The sequence below is a fragment of the Adhaeribacter terreus genome (genome assembly GCF_042657365.1).
GTDB lineage: Bacteria > Bacteroidota > Bacteroidia > Cytophagales > Hymenobacteraceae > Adhaeribacter_A > Adhaeribacter_A terreus.
In genome coordinates this window covers 265,921-284,879 of record NZ_JBHSKT010000005.1, presented here as the reverse complement: position 1 = coordinate 284,879, position 18,959 = coordinate 265,921, and the positions used below count along the sequence as shown (strand labels likewise).

Genomic DNA, 18,959 nt, shown 5'->3' with positions numbered 1-18,959 from the left:
ATTCAATTTCAACTTCAAAACCACTTTTTCAGCCCAAAAGCCTACCGTTTTCAGCGTGGCATATTTCGTGTAAGTATTATAATTCCGGGCGAAGCGTTTGCTTGCTGCTTCGGGTTTTTGCACCTTTTCACCTACCGTTTTTTGCTGCTATGCTGAAGAATTATTTCAAGACTGCTTACCGCAATTTGCTGCGCCACAAGTTCTATTCGGCCATTACTGTGCTTGGTTTAGCTACAGGCATTGCGTGCTTCCTGCTTATTTTCATGTTCATTCAGGATGAAGTGCGCTACGATAAATTCCACAGCAAAGCCGACCGCATTTACCGCATGGTGGGCAAACTTGATTCGGAAGAAGGACAGGGCGAAGAAGCTTCGAGCAATCCGCCGCCGGTAGCCAAAGCTTTAAAAACCGATTATCCGCATTTAATTGAAGAAACGGTGCGCTTTTTCAATTTTCAGCAGCCTACTTTAACCTTGGAGCGCGGCGAGAAAAAGCTGAACGAAAAACACCTTTTCTTTGCCGATTCCACGCTGTTCAGGGTTTTCGATTTTCCGCTGGCGCAGGGCAATCCGGAGAAAGCGCTGGCCGAACCTAATTCTATTGTGCTTACCCAAAAACTGGCAGAAAAATATTTCGGCGACGAAGACCCGATGGGCAAAGTGCTGAAATTTGAAGGGAAATTCGATCTGAAAGTTACCGGCGTTTTTGAAGAAATTGAGCACCCAACCCACATTCCTTTCGAAGGTCTGATCTCTTTCCGGACCGCTTATTTAATGAGCCCGAACCTGGACAAAAACTGGATCTGGAACCCGGCCTGGACGTATTTGCTGCTTAAAGAAGGCGTAAACCCGAAAGAGCTGGAAGCGCAATTCCCGAACTTTATCAAGAAATATTACCCGGAATTTGTGCAGCCGCAGATCACGCATTATTTGCAACCACTCAAAAGCATTCACCTGCACTCGCACCTCGATTACGAAATGCAGCCCAACGGCGACATCAACAATATTTTCATTTTCGGCGTGATCGGTATTTTCATTCTGGTTATTGCCTGCATCAATTTCATGAACCTGGCTACTGCACGCGCTGCCGGCCGGGCCAAAGAAGTCGGAATTCGTAAAGTTTCGGGCGCGTACCGTTCGCAGTTAATTGGTCAGTTTTTAGCCGAAGCGGTTTTACTCAGTTTCCTGGCCGTAATTCTGGCGCTGGCTTTGGTGGAAATTCTGCTACCCATTTTCAGTGAAGTGTCGGGCAAAGCACTCGACGCGAATATATTTACGAACCCGGCTTTGCTGGTTGGTTTACTGCTGATCGGGTTGCTTACCGGTTTGGCTTCGGGCTTGTATCCGGCGTTTTTCCTGTCGGCGTTCGAGCCGGTGAAAGTTCTGAAAGGCAGCGCCGCCAAAGCCGGTTCCGGAAGTGCGGTTTTGCGCAAAAGCCTGGTGGTTTTGCAGTTCGCTATTTCGCTGGGCTTAATTGTAGGCACTTTCATAATAAACCGGCAGCTGAAATACATGCGTTCGGTAGATCTGGGTTTTAAGAAAGAACAAGTGGTGATTTTACCGCTTCGTCCGCCGCTGGCTCCTAAAACCGATGCTATGATCAACGAACTGCAGCGCAACAAAAACATTACCAGCGTAACCACTATGAACGAAATTCTGGGCGAAAACCACAATACCCACGAATTTAACTACGAAGGCATGGAACGCGGCAAGTGGATCTATTTTCCTGCCCTGATCATAAACGAAGATTTTGTAAAAACCATGGGGCTGCAACTCGTAGCCGGCCGCGATTTCAGCAAAACGCACCAGCGCGACGATTCCCTGGGTTTGCTCATAAACGAGGCCATGGTAAAACATTTAGGCTGGGGCACGCCGGAAAATGCGATTGGGAAACGTTTTGATACGCCGGGTGGCAGCGAAAAAGTAATTGGCGTGGTGAAAGATTTCAATTTCGTTTCGGTAGCCAATAATATCGGGCCGTTTGTGTTGGATCTGCCGCACCGCAAACATTCTTTCTTCTGGAAAAAATACCTGGCGCTCCGCATTTCCCCGGAAAACCATGAACAAACGATGGCGCACGTGGAACAGGTCTGGGGCAAATTTTCGCCGGAATTTCCGCTGGAATATTTCTTCCTGGACCAACGCTTAGACCAGCAATATAAAACGCAGGAAAATCTGGGCAAACTCGTCGGTTATTTCTCTGTTCTGGCTATTATGATCGCGTGTTTAGGTTTGTTTGCACTGGCTTCTTTTACCGCGCAGCAACGCACTAAGGAAATTGGAATAAGAAAAGTGATGGGCGCTTCGGTGCGGAGCATTGTATATTTACTGACCAAAGATTTCGTGAAACTGGTAATGCTGGCGGCTTTAATTGCATTTCCGCTGGCGTATTTCGGTATGCACCACTGGCTTGAGAATTTTGCTTACCGCGTACAGATCCCGGTTTGGGTTTTCGTTTTAGCAGGTTTCCTCGGTTTGCTTATTGCAGTGCTTACCGTTAGCTACCAAGCCATAAAAGCCGCCTATACCAATCCGGTAAAAAGCCTGAAGTGGGAATGAGTTTTAAGGCCTGAAAGTATAGCATTTTTCTTTCATCTGGAGCATCTGGTTTTGAGAACCGGGTGCTCTTACTTTTTTAACCCGAAAGCATAGCGTTTTCAGCCTATTAATGGAAGCGGAATTTCAGTAGTTTTGTTGCAAATGCACAACGAATACAAACAGGTTTTACGCTATGGTTTTGGAATGCTGGCCGTGGTGGCCGGTTTTCTGCTGGTGTTCTTTTTAAGCTGGACCTACGAAGAACTGCTGCCGGTTTTTGCCGCTTTCAACGCCGATAAACCCTTTATCTCGGAAGGCCTGGTGGAAGTAAACCGGGTTTTCGGAATGTCTGAAGCCACTTATACCATTACCAAAATTGCCGTAGCTGTTTTCTTTTCGGGCTGCGTTTTTATGCTTTACCGGCTAAGAACAGCGCCGCGTACAGCCTTTTTTGCAAATTTCCTGCCTCTGGAAACGGTAGCTTTTTTCGGGCAAAAACTCCGCGCGCAATGGCAAAAACTACCGCTTTTTGAAAAGAAACTGCTACTAATTACATTTCTGGCACTTACCGCCGCGCGTTTGTACTTGCTCAGTCTCTACCAATACGAAATAGACGAAGCCTCCGCGTACTTTTTATTTCTGTACCGCGGCTTGCCTGGCGCAATTACCTATTACATTATCCCGAACAACCACGTTTTTTATTCGCTGCTTTGCCTGCCATTGCTATCGGTTTTTCAGGATCCGTACTGGGCTTATAAACTCCCGACGCTCTTAATCAGCACGCTTGGATTTCCGGTTTTGTACCTGGCGGTGCGGTCAATTTTTAAATTCAGTATTGCATTTTTTGCCGTAACGGGGCTTAGTTTTTCGTACCATTTGCTGTATTATGCGGTGCACGGCCGGGGTTATTCGCTGCTGCTTTTGTGTACCGTTTTTGCCTTTATTGCTATTCTGAAATTATACGAAGGCCGGCAAAACTATTACTGGCTGCTGTTCCTGATTTGTACCGTGACCGGGTTTTACACCGTTCCGGTTTTTCTGTATCCGTTTGCCAGCATTTCTCTATTCGCCGTTTTTGCTTTCATCCATTCTAAAAATTTTAAGGCTCTACGGCTGTTCATTCTCGTTACTTTTTTCGCCGGAATAGCTACCCTTTTGCTTTACCTGCCTGTAATACTGGTAAGCGGCCCGGAACTGCTGTTCAATAATGCCTATGTGGCGCGCAAGCCTTATGATGTTTTGTTCAGCAAACTCAGTTTTTTCTTTCCGTTCACGCAGGGCTCGGTTTTAGGCCAGGAAGGAATGAGTGCTTATTTATGGCTGCTGGCAGTTTTAAGCGTATTTTTGCTTTTAATATTCCGAAGAAAAGCCGCGGGTTTCTGGCAATATTCCGGCCTGAAACCGGTTTACCTGGTCTGGATCTTATGCGGTGCGCTGGTGCCCTGGGCTTTGATTTTTGTGCAGGGCGTTTTGCCGCCGGAACGCACCTGGACCTACAAAGCTTTTGCCGATTTCCTGACCATAGCCGTTTTGCTGCAAGTATTCTTTTACTTTTTTCTGCGCAAGCACAAAAAAATAAGCATTGCCTTCGTGGTGCTGTTTATGGCATTTTACGGCACTTATGAAACCAGCAAACATTGGCGCAACAAGCAGGTTCCGCACACCAGCAACGATCCGTTCTACGAAATCCTGACGGTCATTCGGCAACAACCCGACCCGGTTATTTACACTTCCGATGGCTATTACAGTTTTTTTATTACGTACGATTTTTTAGCCCACGATAAACGCTTTCCGGTAATGGACGTGTTTCAGACGGAGCCTGGAAGGCACTATAATGTACTTATTCTGAGTCGCACCAACCCCGTACAGACAAACCTGGATCTTTCGCGCTACCGCCTTATTCATCAGGATAATTTTGTGCAGGTATATTTTCTGAAGCGCCCGGAGTAAACTCCTGAAAGCTAAATTTTAAAGTAAACCAGGAAACCTTACTCAAAAATCAGGGAAGCCACTTTTTCGGGCAGAAACCATAGCATTTTTACTTGTTAAATTCATTCCTGCGCTTGCTGAAAATTTCTGTAGTTTTGTTACCGATGCAGCCTGAATACAGACAGATCTTACGCTATGGTTTTGGAATACTGACGGTAGTTACCGGGTTTTTGCTGTTATTTTTCGCGGCAAATACTTACCAGACCTTTGAGCAGCTTTTCCAGGTTTTCTGCTACGAAAGAAGATTTACCGGCAATACGCATGCTTTCGGCTTTTCTTACAGCACTTACCAGATCGTAATTGGTGCACTCGCATTGCTGACGTTTAGCTGCATGTTTTTATTTTACCATTTCCGAAGAACATCGCAAAATAATCTAACGGAAGCCTTTGGCCTGCATTTAAAAACGCCAGGGTTTCCGTTCAAAAAACTCAAGCAACAGTGGGCTTTACTGCCAACTTGGGAAAAATCCTTATTGCTGGCTGCCGGCATTTTATTGGTTGCAGCCCGCATTTATATGCTCCGTTTGCACCCGGTAATTACCGACGAGGCGGCTACTTACCTGCTTTTTGTTTCCAAAGGTCTTGAGGCCAGTCTTTCGTATTATCCGCTCCCGAATAACCACATTCTATATTCCGTTTTATGCCTGCCCTTCGATCTTGTTTTCGATAAAGCTTTTTTGGTTCTGAAACTGCCTTCTTTACTGATCAGTTTGGCGGTGTTTCCGGTTGTGCATTTAAGCCTGCGTTCGGTTTTCCGGTTTCCGGTGGCTTTTATTGTTGCGGTTGGCTGCGGCTTTTCTAATTATGCTTTATTTTATGCCGTTCATGGACGCGGTTATACGCTTTTGCTTTTCTGCACCATTGTTGCCACCCTTGCCCTGCTGAAGATCGTGCAGCAAAAAGACCCGGCTTACTGGCTTGTATTCATACTTGCAAGCGTGGCCGGTTTCTTAACTATTCCGATTTTTTTGTATCCGTTTGGTTCTCTGGTTATTTTTGGGGCGGGTTATTTTCTTATTACCAGGAATTTCCGCGGACTTAAGCATTTCGTTACTGCCTGCGTTTTTATCGGCGTTATTACCTTGTTGCTTTACCTTCCGGCCATGCTCGTTAGCGGCGGCGGCCAGCTTTACGGAAACGATTATGTGCAAGCAATGAGCCGGCAAATGTTCTTCGCAAAGCTTCCGGCTTACGTAAGTTATATGCATGGTGCCATGCTCGGCCAGGAAACCCTGGGCAAATATCTATGGCTTGGTGGCGTAAGCTTATTCCTTTTTCTACTCGTTTTCCGGCAGAGATTGAAAGCAATTTATGCGAACGCTGCCATCGATCTGGTTGTGTTAAGCTGGGTGCTTTGCGGATCGGTGCTGCCGTTTTTCTTATTGACTTTACATGGCGTAATGCCTCCGGAAAGGATCTGGCTGTTTTTAATTTTTGCCGATTTTCTGTTGCTGGGCATCGCGTTTCAGGTGGTTGTCAGCTTTCTTCCCTCGAAATATCAAAAAATGACACCCGGCTTTACTGTGGTTTTTATGGCATTTTACATTGGTTACCAGGTAGTAAAACAGCAACGCGATTTCAATGCGGATCATTCGCAAAGCAAAAGGATAGAGCGTTCTCTCCGCAATGTTCACCAGTACGGGCACCGCACCGTTTTCTCCAATTGCAATGCTTATGGCATTAATGTGGTTTACGAATTCCTTTATTCCGGCGAAGGCGATTACATTTTCGATGAAAATACACCCAAGCCTGGCCGCCAATACGACGTAGTTATTATAGGTACTGAAAATGCTGCGCCGGTTCCATTCGATCTTTCCGGCTATTTCCTGTTTCACGAAGATCCGCGGATGCTAATTTATTTCCGCCGGAAATAGCCACCTTAATTCCGGGAAATAAACTTCTGAAAACGCTATGCGTTTGGCCTTAAAAAGTCGTTTCCTGAAGCAAAAGCCAACTATTCTCCGCAAATTTCCTATTCTGTAATTTCCTTTTACCAAGTCCCGGGAATTGCTCACAGATTTATTTACGAAAAAATTCGTAGAAAACTTTGACCTTTTACGAAAAGCTTCGTACAATTGCATACGAAAACATTCGTACGTTTTAAACAAACCTTTCTGATGGCTGAGAAGACAAATAATATTAAACCTACCGAATCGGAGCTTGAAATTTTGCAGGTGCTCTGGCAACACGGACCCAATACCGTTCGCTTTGTGAACGATGAACTATCAAAAGCGAAAGAAACCGGTTATACTACTACCCTTAAGCTGATGCAGATCATGCACGAAAAGGGTATGGTAAACCGCGATGAAAGTGGCCGTTCGCATATTTACAGCGCCGCCATTACCGAAACCGCTACCCAGAAACAACTCCTCGACCGGTTTTTAGATACGGCGTTCCGGGGTTCGGCTTTAAAGTTGGTGATGCAGGCGCTGGGCAATAAAAAAACTTCGCAGCAAGACTTAAATGAAATACGGAATTTATTGGATAACCTTAAAAAAGACGAAAAATGAAGTACGCAGACACTTTTCTTTCGCAGGAGCTTACCCAGGCTTTGGGCTGGACGCTGCTGCATTCGCTCTGGCAGGGGGCACTCGTAGCGTTGGCGCTTTCGGTGGTGCTGGTTTTTCTGAACCGTGCTTCGGCGCAGGTACGTTATTTTATTTCGGCTACGGCGCTGTTTACCACGCTGGCGCTGGCCGTTTTCACGTTCTTCAGGCTTTACCAGGAGCCAGCCCAAATTACTACACCAGCAACAACAACCACTTTTTCAGCCCAAAACCATAGCGTTTCAACCGTTGCTGCTGCTTCAGAAACGTGGTACGAAAGTTTGCCCTTTGCTGATTTCTTCGCTTCGTATTTCGAAAAACATTTGCCGCTTATTGTAACCATCTGGTTCATGGGTTTGCTGGTTATGGCGCTGAAAATGCTGGGCGGACTGGCATATGTGCAGCGTTTAAAACATTACCAGGCAAAACCGCTTGGCTTGCGCTGGCAGAATAAACTGAACGAACTTCAGGCAAAACTCAACTTTACCAAACCGGTAGCTTTGCTGGAATCGCTTCAGGTGAAAGTGCCGGTGGCTATTGGTTACCTGAAACCCGTAATTCTGGTGCCGGTAGGTGCGGTAAACGGCTTAACGGAAAAGCAGGTTGAAGCGATTTTAGCGCATGAACTGGGTCATATTTACCGCCACGATTATCTGTTTAACCTGGTACAATCAGTAGTGGAAACGATCTTTTTTTATCACCCGGCCATGTGGTGGATCAGTGCCAATGTGCGAGCCGAACGCGAAAACTGCTGCGACGATATTGCCCTGAATTTATGCGGCGATTCCATTGCGTTTGCGGTCGCGTTGGCCGAACTGGAAGAAATGAATTTTGCAGCCGGCCCGGCTATGGCCATGGCTTTTAACGGCAAACGCGGTTCGCTACTTGGTCGCATAAAACGCATGCTGAACCAACCGCGCCGCAGTGCCAGTTTTTCTGAAGGTTTTATTGCGGCCTGCATTTTAATGGTGAGCATCAGCGCTATTTCTTTAAGTGCTATGGCGCAGTTGAAGCCTGAATTCGAAGAGTTTCCGTTTTACGTAGGCAGCATTTCGGTAGAAAAAACAAAACCTAACCTCACTGCGGCCTGGTCGGAAGCAAAAACGACTGACATTACCGAGGTAGCTAAACCGGCGATCAAGAAGAATATGCCCGCCGATTTTTCTACCGATTTTGAAGCCAATGGCTATAGTCTTTCGGTTTGTGCAGCGCCCGACGGCGACGGCGAAGACATTATTATTGTGAAAGATAAGAACGGCAAAATCGCGGAGCTTTATGTAAACGGTAAAAAAGTGCGCAAAAAAGACATGGCTTCTTTTCAGAAAATAATTGACGAACGGAACGAAGCGCGCGAAAAAGGCAAAAAGAAAAAGAAAGAATATGCTTCGAAAGAAGAAGTGAAAGAAGCCCGCAAAGCGCTGAAAGATATGCCGAATGTACAGGCTTTTCCTTCGCCCAGCCCGCGTGTTTACGTGTATTCCGCTCCTGAAGCTCATGCCCGCCCGGAATTCAATACGCGTTTCCGGTACCAATATCCGGCTCCGCCAGCACCTCCTGCTCCTGAAGTGCTGGTTGCCCCGATGCCGCCGATGCCACCTTTAGCTCCTATGGCGCCCATGCGTCCTATAAAACCGATGGCACCTTCTAGCGATGCTTCCGCAGCTGAGAAAAAAGCTTACGAAGCAGAACTGAAGGAATTTGAGGCGGAAATGAAAGAATTCGACACAGAGATGAAGGAATTTTCGGAAAACCGGGGCTCAGAATGGAAAGAATACGAAACCGAAATGGCCGAGTACGAGCGGGAAATGGAGGAATACAGCAAAGAAATGGCGGATTACGGCACCGAACTTTCTAAAAATATCCGGAAGCAGATCTACGTAACCGTACCCAACGCAGCTGAAATTGAACGCATTCATAAAGACGCCCGCGAAAGATCGGTAGAGATCCGGGAACGTAGCGCCAAAGACCGTGAAAATGCCGCCAGGTTAAGAGAAGCAGCGGCTGTAGACCGGGCCAAAGCAACTAAGATCAGAGAAAAAGCAGCCCTTGATCGTGCCAAGGCGGCTGAACTCAGAGCAAAAGCTGCTGAGGCAAGAGCCAAAGCCGCCAAAGAACGCACCGAACGGTTAGAAAAACTAAAAACCGAACTTCGAAAAGACAAACTGATCGGGGAAAACGATAAGAGCTTTAATTACCAGATAAACAAAGACGGGCTGACCATTAACGGTAAAAAACAACCAAAAGCTACCTTCGAGAAATATAAGAAACTCTTCCACCCGGGTCTGGAAAAAGGCGGCAACTACAATGAAGTGATAAACGAGAATTAATTATTAAAATGTTTTGGGTGAATGAAAAGGAGGGCGCAACTTGTGCCTTCCTTTTTTTCATTTATACTGACTGCTTTATTCAGGTTTAAGCATGTGAAAAGGAGAAGCCCTAAAAAAGAAACGACAGGATAAAATACCCTGTCCTTTCTTTGTTAACCCTTCCGAGGTTATGAATCTTTAAGGCCGGATTTTAGCATACCCGACTTTTTATACCTGAAAACATAGCGTTTTAATGCGTTTTATAGTGCAGCCAGCGCTGGCAGGAATGTTTTAGCTAGCTTCCGCTGCGGTTTGTCGCCGGTTCTTAATGGTGGAGATTGGGCCAGAAAATTTGGTTCGGCTAGCGCTACAAAAGGAGATACGTTGAAGAGACTGGTCATTTGCAGGCTGTTTCCGGCAGAATTTTTATCGGCGCTCAGCAAATAGGTATCATCCCACAAATTAGTAACAATGGTAGTTCTGGTTATTCTGGCCAGCTGCTGCAAATGCGGATAATAAGCCGCGTTTTTCAGGGTTACCGTTATTTCATTGGTTTGCCCGATCCAGGCCAGCACACCGTTCGGATCGTTGAAAACCGGACCGGCAAATTTAACCTGTCGTTTCCTTTCCAGATTATTGATCATATTGGCAACAGCCTGGCAGGTAGCGTTGCTGTTCAGTTTTACAATGGTAATAATGCCGGAATCGGAGAAATAATCGCCGTCTATCTGGTCGAAAATGGTGTACTGCGAAAGTAAAGCCTGTTGTTGTGCCAACGTTACATTGCCGCCAAAACCTACAAGCACATAATCGGTGCGCGCATTGCCTAACTGGAACACGCCGGTTTTAGTTAAATAATGGTAGGAAAAACAGGAACCAAAGCGGGCCTCATTGGGAGTAGGAGTGGCCAGCGCGCCATCCGGGGCAACGTTTTCTTTGTGGCACGAAATAAGAATGAGCGCAAGAAGGCCCAGATAAGTGATGTAGATAAGTCGTTTCATAGGTAAAAGGGCGGTTAAAGGTGAGCTTCTACCCATTCTACGGCGCGCGGCTACGAAATGGCTGAAATTTTTCCGAATATTTTTATTCTATGTTAATTTTAATATATAGATTTTCAGTTAGTTATGAAAACAAAAGACAGTTTTACGGTGCTTTCCCATAGCGTTTTACAAACCTGAAAAAGGCGGTTTTAAGCTTTAATTTTGCGGACTGGCCAGGAAAAAATCGGGTTCTGAATTCTGCACATACGGTTGCTCGTGAAAGTAATTGGCCATTTCCAGGGTGTTGCCTTGCGCGGTTTTGGTAGCCTGAACCAGGAAAGTAGTTTCTCCCAGCGGATCGAGGATTTTGGTTTTGGTTTGCGCGATCGCGTTTTCAAAGGTTGGCAGGTCTTCTCTGCGTTTCAGGGTTACAATAAATTCCGAGGTAACGCCCACCCAGGCATAAGTATTTCCCAATGTAGGCGGCGATTTAAAGGTTGGGTTGGCAAACGTAACTTCCGGCATTTGCTGCAGTTTTTTTGCCATTGCCAGCGCCTGCGGACACGTAGTGGCGGGTTTCAGTTTTACAATGGTAAATGCTCCGGCCGCCGAACGTTGCTCCGAACCCAGTTCCGCAAATTCTGTGAAACGGCTCAATAGCTTCCGCTGATTTTCCGGCGTTTGTCCTTCTGTAAAACCTACTAATAAAACGGCGGGGTTAACCTGCATCGGAATTTTTTCCTGGTTGTAGTAATAAAAATATTCGGGGCAGGTTTGCGAAACGGCTTCTGTGGAAGCGGTAGTAGAAGCAGTTTGCATATCGGTGCTTTTTCCGGCGGGCTTGCTGCAACCCAAAAACGCTATGAAAACGGGCAGAAAAACTAAAAGGCGGTTTCGCATAAAATTAAGAGCTAAAAAACGGTAGGGTTTGGGGCACAAAAAGTAAACCAGCCTGAAACCGGAAAGTTTACCAGCGTTTTTACGGAAAAATGGCCACAGGTTTGCAGCTTTGCCCGGCTTGCCGTAGCTTCGGAACATATTTCTGAAAATCTGCGCGTATGGAGCCAATGCACTGGGAAAAACTGCTTTCAAAAAAACGTTTCGAAGATCAGGCCAAACACCACGAGGCCGACGAATCGGTGCGCGGAGAATTTCAGCGCGACTACGACCGTATTGTTTTTTCTTCGGCCTTCCGAAGACTGCAAAATAAAACGCAGGTAATGCCCCTGCCCGAAAGCGATTTTGTGCACACCCGCCTTACGCATAGTTTAGAAACCAGTTGTGTGGGCAGGAGCCTGGGCAGAATTGTGGGTAAAAACATTGTAGAACGCCACCCCAAACTTACGCAGCATAAAAACATTTCCGACAACGATTTTGGCGATGCCGTAGCGGCCGCTTGTCTGGCGCACGACATTGGTAATCCGCCGTTCGGGCATTCCGGCGAAGACGCTATTTCGGCTTATTTTCAGAGTTCGGAAGCCGCGCCTTTTCTGCGTAATTTATCGGAAGCTGAAAAAGCCGATTTACAGCGTTTTGAAGGCAACGCCGCCGGTTTCCGGATCCTGACGCACACGTATCCGGCGCAATGCGACACGCCCGGCGGTTTGCGCTTAACTTATACCACGCTGGCCACTTTCACCAAATACCCGAAAGAAAGCGTGCCGCATTTCCCGAATTCTAAACTTTGCAGCGAAAAGAAATACGGTTTTTTCCAGAGCGAGAAAGAGCGTTTCAGCAACATTGCATCTGAATTGGGTTTGCTCCGGAAAAGCTCGGAATCGGGCGTGTTTTTTCACCGGCACCCGCTGGCTTTTTTAGTAGAAGCCGCCGACGATATTTGCTACCGCATTGTAGATTTTGAGGACGGCTGCAAATTAGGCTTAATTCCGGCGGCAGAAGGCAAAAAACTGCTAAAAGACCTGCTGGAAGAGCCGGAAGGCAAAGTTTCCCGCATTCATTTTTCGGATTGGCGCGAGGAAATCGGGTTTCTGCGGGCGAAGATCATCGGGAAATTAATTGCAGAATCGGCGGAAATTTTCCTGCTGGAAGAAGAAGCCATTTTAGCCGGCCGTTTCGATAAAGCTTTGATCGGTGAACTACGCTGCAAACCTGCTCTGGATGAGATCAAGAAACTCTCCATCCAGAAAATTTACCAGAACCGTCCGGTTTTAGAAATTGAAGCCGCTGGTTTCGAAGTTTTAGGCGGTTTGCTCGATGTGTTTCTGAATGCGGTTTTCTTCACGCAGTCGCGCCGAAACCAGAAAATGCTCGATCTTATTCCGGATCAGTTCCTGGGTTTAGACCGCAAAATAAGCCCTTCCGATTACGAAAAGATCTTGAACGTTACGGATTTTATTTCGGGCTTAACCGATCAGGCGGCGATTACGCTTTACCGGAAGATCAAAGGGATTTCGTTGCCAAAGATGTATTAGTAATGAGGCAGTTTGCTATGCGTTTTCCGTCATCCCGAGCGTTAGTCGAGGGAACTTATAAAGCCGCATTTCTGAGTTTTTAGGCTCAAAAGCATACCATTTTTGTCATTCTGAGCACAATTGAGCGCGGGAGCGCGAAGATTGCGAGCGTAGCTCTGAAGGACCTCGTCGGCGGGCAGCAGTTTTTCAACTAAAAGTGCTAGCGTTTTGAAATACTTTTTCTGCTAAACATCTGGCTTTTAATTTTCATCGGCAATTTTCTCCCTCAAGCCGGGTGGCTTTGTTTCTGCGTTCGCGTCTCACACTTTCCTGGCCGCGCGCGGCTTTTCTGACGAAATCGGAAAGTGCGGAGGCCGCGAACGCAGAAACTGGTATCATTTCCCTCCATAGTCAGCTTCTTTTTAGTTGAGCTTTCTAGCAAACGTGATTTTCGTGTGACGCTGCGCTGGCGGAATGAGTAAATTAATGAAGTGAAACAATGGAAGGAAAAGCTCCCCTCCTTTTCAAGGGGGGTGAGGGTGGTTAAATCCATTAATCCCTGAATCTGACAAATCCCAATTCAGAGAATTGTCATTGCAATCTGCTTTCGCTGACGGTACCAGCCGAAAATCAACTTTGCTAAAAACGCTATCATTTTTTACTAAAAAACTAATCAAAACGGTTGCGGACAGAAAAATCTGAAAAAAAGTTCCAGGTTTTTTTAGTCTTTTTAAATACGAATCTTGTTTTGCACCACACCCGGAAAAATGTACGCGTAAGCGCCATATGGAAACATACTTTTTGAATTATAACGTTTTTAAACCGTAGTTGCTGGTATGCATATCCCCTCATTGCCACACCCCGATAAGCGCTTAAATGGCTTTAAAATTAGTTTTTAAAAAAATCGTTCGTAGATTTGCGGTTCACCAATAAAGGAACACATGGATTTACGAAGACTAAATTATGTTTTCAGCTTTATTCTCATCATTTTTTTTGCGCTGAATATTTCAGCGTTTGCTACCGGTAAAGGCAAAACGCAAACCGGAACCGCTTCGTGGTACGGCACCAAATACCACGGCCGCAAGAGCAGCAACGGCGAGATCTATAATAAGAACAAACTTACGGCTGCGCATCCTTCCCTGCCATTTGGCACGGAGGTAAAAGTTACAAACCTGGCTAACAACAAGTCGGTAATTGTTCGCATTACAGATCGGGGTCCGTTTAAAGGCCGCCGCCTGATAGACCTTTCCGAAGCGGCTGCCCGCGAAATAGACATGATCCGGAGCGGACTTGCCAAGGTAGAGATGGAAATTCTTACCAAGCCGGCCTCCGAAGTAGCAACTACTGCTACCCTGCCAGATTCGGTGGTTTCGGAAGTGTATTACGTGATCCAGGCCGGTTCTTTTTCCGATCTGAAAAATGCAGAACTGCAATCGCAAAAGATCAAAGCGCTGCAAAACGATGTGCTGGTTACGCTTACGCAGGAAACTGTGAACGGCAAAACGGTGCACCGCGTGCTGGCGGGCCGCTTTACCGATCGCCAGATTGCCGACCGCGTGAAAACCGAACTTTCCAAAGCCGGAATACCAACCCTGGTGCGCCAGGGTAACGGCTGAATCAAGACCTTATATTGCCCTTTTTAAACTTATTAGCCCGCAAACTACTGGTATGCGGGCTTTTTATTTCTTATTCAGCCCACATAAAAAGCGGCTTATTTTTACCAGAATACTACTTTTTGCCCGTTAATTACGTATTCGGGCTGAAGCATTGCTAACGGCATAACCAGCTTACATGAATCAACTGAAAATAAAAGGTACTTTAATTGCACTTGGCGGCGGCGGCGACGATGCTTTGCTGCAACTTATTCATTCTTCTTTCTGCCACACCGATTCTTATGTAGAAGTAATTACCACGGCGGCGCCGGAGCCCGACGAATCGGGGCAGGCTTATAAAGATGCTTTCCGGGAACTTGGTTTGTGTAACGCCCATTATTTGCGCATAGACGAAGAGAACGAAGCCGATACTCCCGAAAACATGGAACGCATACGCAGAGCCGATGTACTCTTTTTTACCGGCGGCGACCAGCGGCGCATTGCCGATTTTCTGCGCGGCACGCAGGTATTGCAAATTATGCGCGAACGCTACATTACCGACGAAATTGTGATTGCGGGTACCAGCGCGGGCGCCGTGGCGTTATCGGATAGAATGATCTACGAAGGGTACGGTTCTTATTCGCTGGAAAAAGGACGTACCAAAACCAGCACCGCACTTTCTTTTATTCACGGTGTTTACATCGATTCGCATTTTACGGAAAGAGGGCGCTTCGGGCGTTTAGCCATGGCGGTTGCCAAGTGGCCCGATTACATTGGCGTAGGCTTAGGCGAAGGCACGGGTGTGATCATCAGGGAAGGCGACCAGATAGAAGCATTTGGCATTGGCGTGGTAACAATCATAGACGGCAGCAAAATACTTTCTACAAATCTGGATGAAGTGGAGTTTGGTGCGCCGGTGGCCGTAGAAAACCTGACTATGCATTTCCTGGTGGAAGGTTATCGTTATTGCCTGGCCGAACGCTTGTTCCAGCCAATGAACGTAAAAGCAATAAAAGAAGACTGATTCATCTTTTAAAGAAAACCGGTAAACAGCACTTTGCTAAAAATACCAAACTGATGTTTACCGGTTTTTTGCACATTTTCTCGCCTTAGCTTTTCGGCAATTTTGTACGCCGCCCGCAAATCGGTTTTCAGGCGCATCATATTTACCCCGATCTGTTACCTGTACACCTTATTTATTAACCCCCTTCACGTAAAATAGCGTTTAGTAACCGGATTATTCTTTAAGCAGTCCGTTTTATATTCATATATCAAGATTTTATTGCACTTAATTCTTGATTTTCCCTGAATTATGAAACTGATCCTGCTTCTGATAACGGGCTGCCTGGCCTTTACTACTGCTTTCGGGCAACGCTTACATATAAGCTATACCTATTGCCATTGCCTGGAAACGGAAGCAAGCGCAGATTCGGTAAAGCTGAAACGTTGTTTTGACAAGGTACTGGCAACTGAACTCAGGAAACAGAAAAATGAACGGCAGAAGCTGGAACTGGCAGCTATGGTAGATATAGATCTGCAAAAGACCTGCGCCGAATATGCGCGTCTGCACCATAAACTTAACCCGCCGAAAGGCGATTGGGAAATAATTAAAACCAACCCGAAATCGAACCTTGCCAAAAATGCGTGTAAGCAATTAGCCACCCATCAGAATTTATTCTATCTGGAAGACAACGGCGATACCACCCGGGTGAATTTAGCGAATGGGATCTGGAAGGAAACGGTAGGAAAAAAGAAACACCTTTCACTGCTCGATTTTAAGCCCAGAAAAAATGGTGAATTTGTGCTCGTGTTTCAGGGCAGTACCAACCCCGGCATCAATCGGTCCAGTTCTCCAGGCGACCAGTATAAATACCGGCTGGTAGCTAAAACGCCTACGTATTACATCGCTACCACTTCGCATGGCAGCGTGGTTTACCAGTTTAAACTCTACTATAATTAACCAGCCGGCTTTGCTCCACTTTTTACCTCCCAAATCCTACCGTTTTTATTTTCTTTTTTTGCCTGAAGCGTTTGTCTATGTACAGCTTGCTTGTATCACGGCATTTGAGCTTCAATGGCATTTCAGTTTTTCACCTTAAAAGCATAGCGTTTTCCGCCCCCCGGTAAACCTTCCGGCTGAAATCCGTATCTTTTCAGGTATTTCTGAATGTTCCTGAACCATGACCGATCTTTTTGCTGCTGCCGATGAAAATGTGCGCCGGGAACTGGCCGCCTGGCAGGAAAAAATGCTGCGTCCGCCTTCCTTCACCGATCGGGTTTCGAGAAAAATGCAGCAGAAAATGAACAGCTTCATTCCCGAAAAGATCCACGTGGCAATTACCGCTACTATGAAACAAATGATCAGGGGCGTGTTGTTTGGCGCAGAATTCGTTTCCCGGAAGCAGGTTACGGCGGTTTCGTTGGCGGAAAAAGAAGCGAAGGTGCTGGAACGGATAAACTTTTACCGGACGGCGGCAGCGGCAGAAGGCGGCATTACGGGCGCAGGCGGCCTTTTACTGGGCCTCGCCGATTTCCCGATCTTCCTGAGCCTGAAACTGAAACTGCTTTTTGAAATATCCGCTTTGTATGGCTTTGCTTCCGACGATTACCGCGAGCGGATCTATTTGCTTTACATATTTCAGCTGGCATTTAGCAGTGCTGAAAAACGCCGCGAAATTTATTTGCAAATGGCAAACTGGGAAACGCACAAGCAAAACCTGCCCGCCGATATTCACCAGTTCGATTGGCGGAGCTTTCAGCAGGAATACCGAGATTACATAGACCTGGCTAAAATGGCGCAGCTTATTCCGGTTATTGGCGCGCCGGTTGGGGTTGTAGCCAATTATAAACTCACTACGAAGCTGGGCGTTACGGCCATAAATGCTTACCGCATGCGCTGGTTTAATGCAGCGGCTGATACCGGAGTTTCAGAAATTTGAGTTTTTGGGGCGGAAAGCATAGCGTTTTATTATTTATTTGATCGGGCAAGCAACGGATAGGCGGTATTTGTACGTCCTGTAAACAGGTGTGCATATTCCTGAAAATCGTACTCTTTCAAGACAAAAAAGATAATGCTATGATCAGAGCTTTACTTATCTTCCTGCTTTCTTATGGAACAACTTTAGCGCATGCACAAACGGTTTCTTCTACCTGTTCAGCACAGGATAGTATTGTTGGGTTATACCAGGAAGATGCAAGCCGGCTGGCCTTAAGAAAGATACTACGTAACAATCTGGCCTACAAAGACTCGGTAGTTATTCCGAAAACCCACGTAGATACAGTACTAAATGCAATGCTTGCGGTTTATAATTCAAATCTCGCAGCCCGCGATACAGTGATTTCGCTACTGGATATTCATACTTTTCCACACCCGGTAATGAATTCTATAATAATTTCTGCCAGCGGGAGCTTACCCTGGATGCAGCAACTTCAGTTAGGGAATATGAATACCGGCGATGCTTATGTTGATCAGTTAATAACCAAGTACCATTTAACTTTTGACCGGACTTTCACAATCTTCAATCCAATTGTTGTTTTAAAATCAGACAGCAATTACAACATTTCCGCTTTAAGCAATATGTTTGAGGCAATTAATGGCGTACAGTATGCACACCCAGGCAGCTTTGGCGGCGACGGCAATGATATTCAGGATTCCATTCATACCGGTCACGTGGAGTTAATCTATTCTTATGGCTGGGGAGATTGCCTGAGTGGATGCATCAACCGGAGGTTCTGGAAGTTTAAGGTGTATTATGATTGTTCGGTTGAATTTGCCGGCAGCTATGGCGATATTTTCCGTTATACAGGAATTAAGGAAATTGAGCCCCACGCTATTTCACTTTACCCTAATCCTTTTAAAGACAATATCTCTGTTGAGGGTTTCCAGGCACCTTTTAATTACAGCATAACGAACTTAACCGGACAGGAACTTATAAAAGGACATGCTGCCAGTAACCGGATAGAAAACCTGGAAAAATTGCGCGCCGGCGTATATTTATTGACTATACAAACCAAAAGCAAAACCTCTATCTTCAGAATTTACCGGCAATAACAGCTGCATTCTTTTCTGAATAATTCACAATTTGAAATCAGTAGAAGAAAGGGTAACTTACCTTTTTAACTTAACTCCCTTATCATGAAAATCCTCCGCGACTTACTTGTATTTTTCAGTTTCGTATTTACCCTGGCCAGCTGCGATGCTTTGGAAAAAACTGACCGGGTGCGCAGCGAAGTGATCACCGAAGTGAAAGGCAAAAACCTGATGTATGAAATGTGGCTCACCGGTACCGAGAAGTTCCATTACAAGTTTATACTGGCCGGCCCGCAGGATACTACGCAGCTTTTCGAAGCCAGATTTCAGGACCCAACTGCCAGCGAAGCCATTATGGAAATTGAACAAACCGGTTCCGGCCTGAAGATCGTGCTCGACAAGCAAATTGAAAAGCAAAGCAAAACCGTGGATGGCGTAACGTATGAATTAGAAGGGAAAAAGTAAGGTCCGGATTTTTATTCATGTTGTAGCCTGCAACACTTTTCAGAATAAAAAAACCTGGCACTTTTTTAGCTGACAAATAAAAAATCCAGTATAATCTCACCCT

General features: G+C 46.0%; 14 protein-coding genes. 12 read left to right on the top strand and 2 right to left on the bottom strand.

What is annotated here, in order from left to right; translation table 11 throughout:
* The first annotated feature begins 149 nt into the window (after positions 1-149).
* The 5 genes from ACFPIB_RS10720 (at position 150) to ACFPIB_RS10700 (ending at position 9,399) form a co-directional block, all read left to right on the top strand.
* A complete protein-coding gene (locus ACFPIB_RS10720) occupies positions 150-2,558 on the top strand; it encodes an ABC transporter permease (protein ID WP_378017451.1) in 2,409 nt (802 codons plus the stop codon).
* Between the two features lie 141 nt (positions 2,559-2,699).
* Complete coding sequence (locus tag ACFPIB_RS10715) at positions 2,700-4,487, top strand: hypothetical protein (RefSeq protein ID WP_378017450.1); 1,788 nt, start codon at positions 2,700-2,702, stop codon at positions 4,485-4,487.
* A 113-nt stretch (positions 4,488-4,600) separates the two neighbouring features.
* Positions 4,601-6,400, top strand: coding sequence for a hypothetical protein (locus ACFPIB_RS10710; protein WP_378017449.1), 1,800 nt, complete (start codon positions 4,601-4,603; stop codon positions 6,398-6,400).
* Positions 6,401-6,643: 243 nt separating this feature from the next.
* Positions 6,644-7,036, top strand: a complete 393-nt coding sequence (locus tag ACFPIB_RS10705) for a BlaI/MecI/CopY family transcriptional regulator (protein WP_378017448.1) — start codon at positions 6,644-6,646, stop codon at positions 7,034-7,036.
* The gene (locus tag ACFPIB_RS10700; RefSeq protein ID WP_378017447.1) at positions 7,033-9,399 is read left to right on the top strand and encodes a M56 family metallopeptidase; all 2,367 of its coding nucleotides are present in this window, start codon (positions 7,033-7,035) and stop codon (positions 9,397-9,399) included. The genes ACFPIB_RS10705 and ACFPIB_RS10700 overlap by 4 nt, the downstream gene beginning before the upstream one ends.
* 239 nt (positions 9,400-9,638) lie before the next feature.
* On the opposite strand, the gene ACFPIB_RS10695 is transcribed toward ACFPIB_RS10700, so the two are convergent.
* Complete coding sequence (locus ACFPIB_RS10695; RefSeq protein WP_378017446.1) at positions 9,639-10,379, bottom strand: hypothetical protein; 741 nt, start codon at positions 10,377-10,379, stop codon at positions 9,639-9,641.
* Between the two features lie 195 nt (positions 10,380-10,574).
* Positions 10,575-11,258 carry a hypothetical protein gene (locus ACFPIB_RS10690; protein ID WP_378017445.1) on the bottom strand — a complete coding sequence of 228 codons (684 nt, stop codon included), beginning with the start codon at positions 11,256-11,258 and terminating at the stop codon, positions 10,575-10,577.
* A gap of 158 nt (positions 11,259-11,416) precedes the next feature.
* Between ACFPIB_RS10690 and ACFPIB_RS10685 the strand changes: the two genes are divergently transcribed.
* The 7 genes from ACFPIB_RS10685 to ACFPIB_RS10655 all read left to right on the top strand — a co-directional run bounded on the left by ACFPIB_RS10685 (position 11,417) and on the right by ACFPIB_RS10655 (position 18,856).
* Positions 11,417-12,790: a deoxyguanosinetriphosphate triphosphohydrolase gene (locus tag ACFPIB_RS10685; RefSeq protein ID WP_378017444.1), complete on the top strand. Its 1,374-nt coding sequence runs from the start codon at positions 11,417-11,419 to the stop codon at positions 12,788-12,790.
* Positions 12,791-13,710: 920 nt separating this feature from the next.
* Positions 13,711-14,385, top strand: coding sequence for a septal ring lytic transglycosylase RlpA family protein (locus ACFPIB_RS10680; RefSeq protein WP_378017443.1), 675 nt, complete (start codon positions 13,711-13,713; stop codon positions 14,383-14,385).
* A gap of 175 nt (positions 14,386-14,560) precedes the next feature.
* Complete coding sequence (locus ACFPIB_RS10675) at positions 14,561-15,385, top strand: cyanophycinase (RefSeq protein WP_378017442.1); 825 nt, start codon at positions 14,561-14,563, stop codon at positions 15,383-15,385.
* Between the two features lie 288 nt (positions 15,386-15,673).
* The gene (locus ACFPIB_RS10670) at positions 15,674-16,321 is read left to right on the top strand and encodes a hypothetical protein (protein ID WP_378017441.1); all 648 of its coding nucleotides are present in this window, start codon (positions 15,674-15,676) and stop codon (positions 16,319-16,321) included.
* Between the two features lie 220 nt (positions 16,322-16,541).
* Positions 16,542-17,300 carry an EcsC family protein gene (locus ACFPIB_RS10665; protein ID WP_378017440.1) on the top strand — a complete coding sequence of 253 codons (759 nt, stop codon included), beginning with the start codon at positions 16,542-16,544 and terminating at the stop codon, positions 17,298-17,300.
* Positions 17,301-17,437: 137 nt separating this feature from the next.
* Positions 17,438-18,412, top strand: a complete 975-nt coding sequence (locus tag ACFPIB_RS10660) for a T9SS type A sorting domain-containing protein (protein WP_378017439.1) — start codon at positions 17,438-17,440, stop codon at positions 18,410-18,412.
* Positions 18,413-18,496: 84 nt separating this feature from the next.
* A complete protein-coding gene (locus tag ACFPIB_RS10655; RefSeq protein ID WP_378017438.1) occupies positions 18,497-18,856 on the top strand; it encodes a hypothetical protein in 360 nt (119 codons plus the stop codon).
* The last annotated feature ends 103 nt before the right edge of the window (positions 18,857-18,959 follow it).

Excerpts from the sequence above, each read along its gene's own strand:
- ACFPIB_RS10720 (WP_378017451.1), top strand. The coding sequence starts at position 150 with ATGCTGAAGAATTATTTCAAGACTGCTTACCGCAATTTGCTGCGCCAC.
- ACFPIB_RS10715 (WP_378017450.1), top strand. The coding sequence starts at position 2,700 with ATGCACAACGAATACAAACAGGTTTTACGCTATGGTTTTGGAATGCTG.
- ACFPIB_RS10705 (WP_378017448.1), top strand. The coding sequence starts at position 6,644 with ATGGCTGAGAAGACAAATAATATTAAACCTACCGAATCGGAGCTTGAA.
- ACFPIB_RS10700 (WP_378017447.1), top strand. The coding sequence starts at position 7,033 with ATGAAGTACGCAGACACTTTTCTTTCGCAGGAGCTTACCCAGGCTTTG.
- ACFPIB_RS10695 (WP_378017446.1), bottom strand. The coding sequence starts at position 10,379 with ATGAAACGACTTATCTACATCACTTATCTGGGCCTTCTTGCGCTCATT.
- ACFPIB_RS10690 (WP_378017445.1), bottom strand. The coding sequence starts at position 11,258 with ATGCGAAACCGCCTTTTAGTTTTTCTGCCCGTTTTCATAGCGTTTTTG.
- ACFPIB_RS10685 (WP_378017444.1), top strand. The coding sequence starts at position 11,417 with ATGGAGCCAATGCACTGGGAAAAACTGCTTTCAAAAAAACGTTTCGAA.
- ACFPIB_RS10680 (WP_378017443.1), top strand. The coding sequence starts at position 13,711 with ATGGATTTACGAAGACTAAATTATGTTTTCAGCTTTATTCTCATCATT.
- ACFPIB_RS10675 (WP_378017442.1), top strand. The coding sequence starts at position 14,561 with ATGAATCAACTGAAAATAAAAGGTACTTTAATTGCACTTGGCGGCGGC.
- ACFPIB_RS10670 (WP_378017441.1), top strand. The coding sequence starts at position 15,674 with ATGAAACTGATCCTGCTTCTGATAACGGGCTGCCTGGCCTTTACTACT.
- ACFPIB_RS10665 (WP_378017440.1), top strand. The coding sequence starts at position 16,542 with ATGACCGATCTTTTTGCTGCTGCCGATGAAAATGTGCGCCGGGAACTG.
- ACFPIB_RS10660 (WP_378017439.1), top strand. The coding sequence starts at position 17,438 with ATGATCAGAGCTTTACTTATCTTCCTGCTTTCTTATGGAACAACTTTA.
- ACFPIB_RS10655 (WP_378017438.1), top strand. The coding sequence starts at position 18,497 with ATGAAAATCCTCCGCGACTTACTTGTATTTTTCAGTTTCGTATTTACC.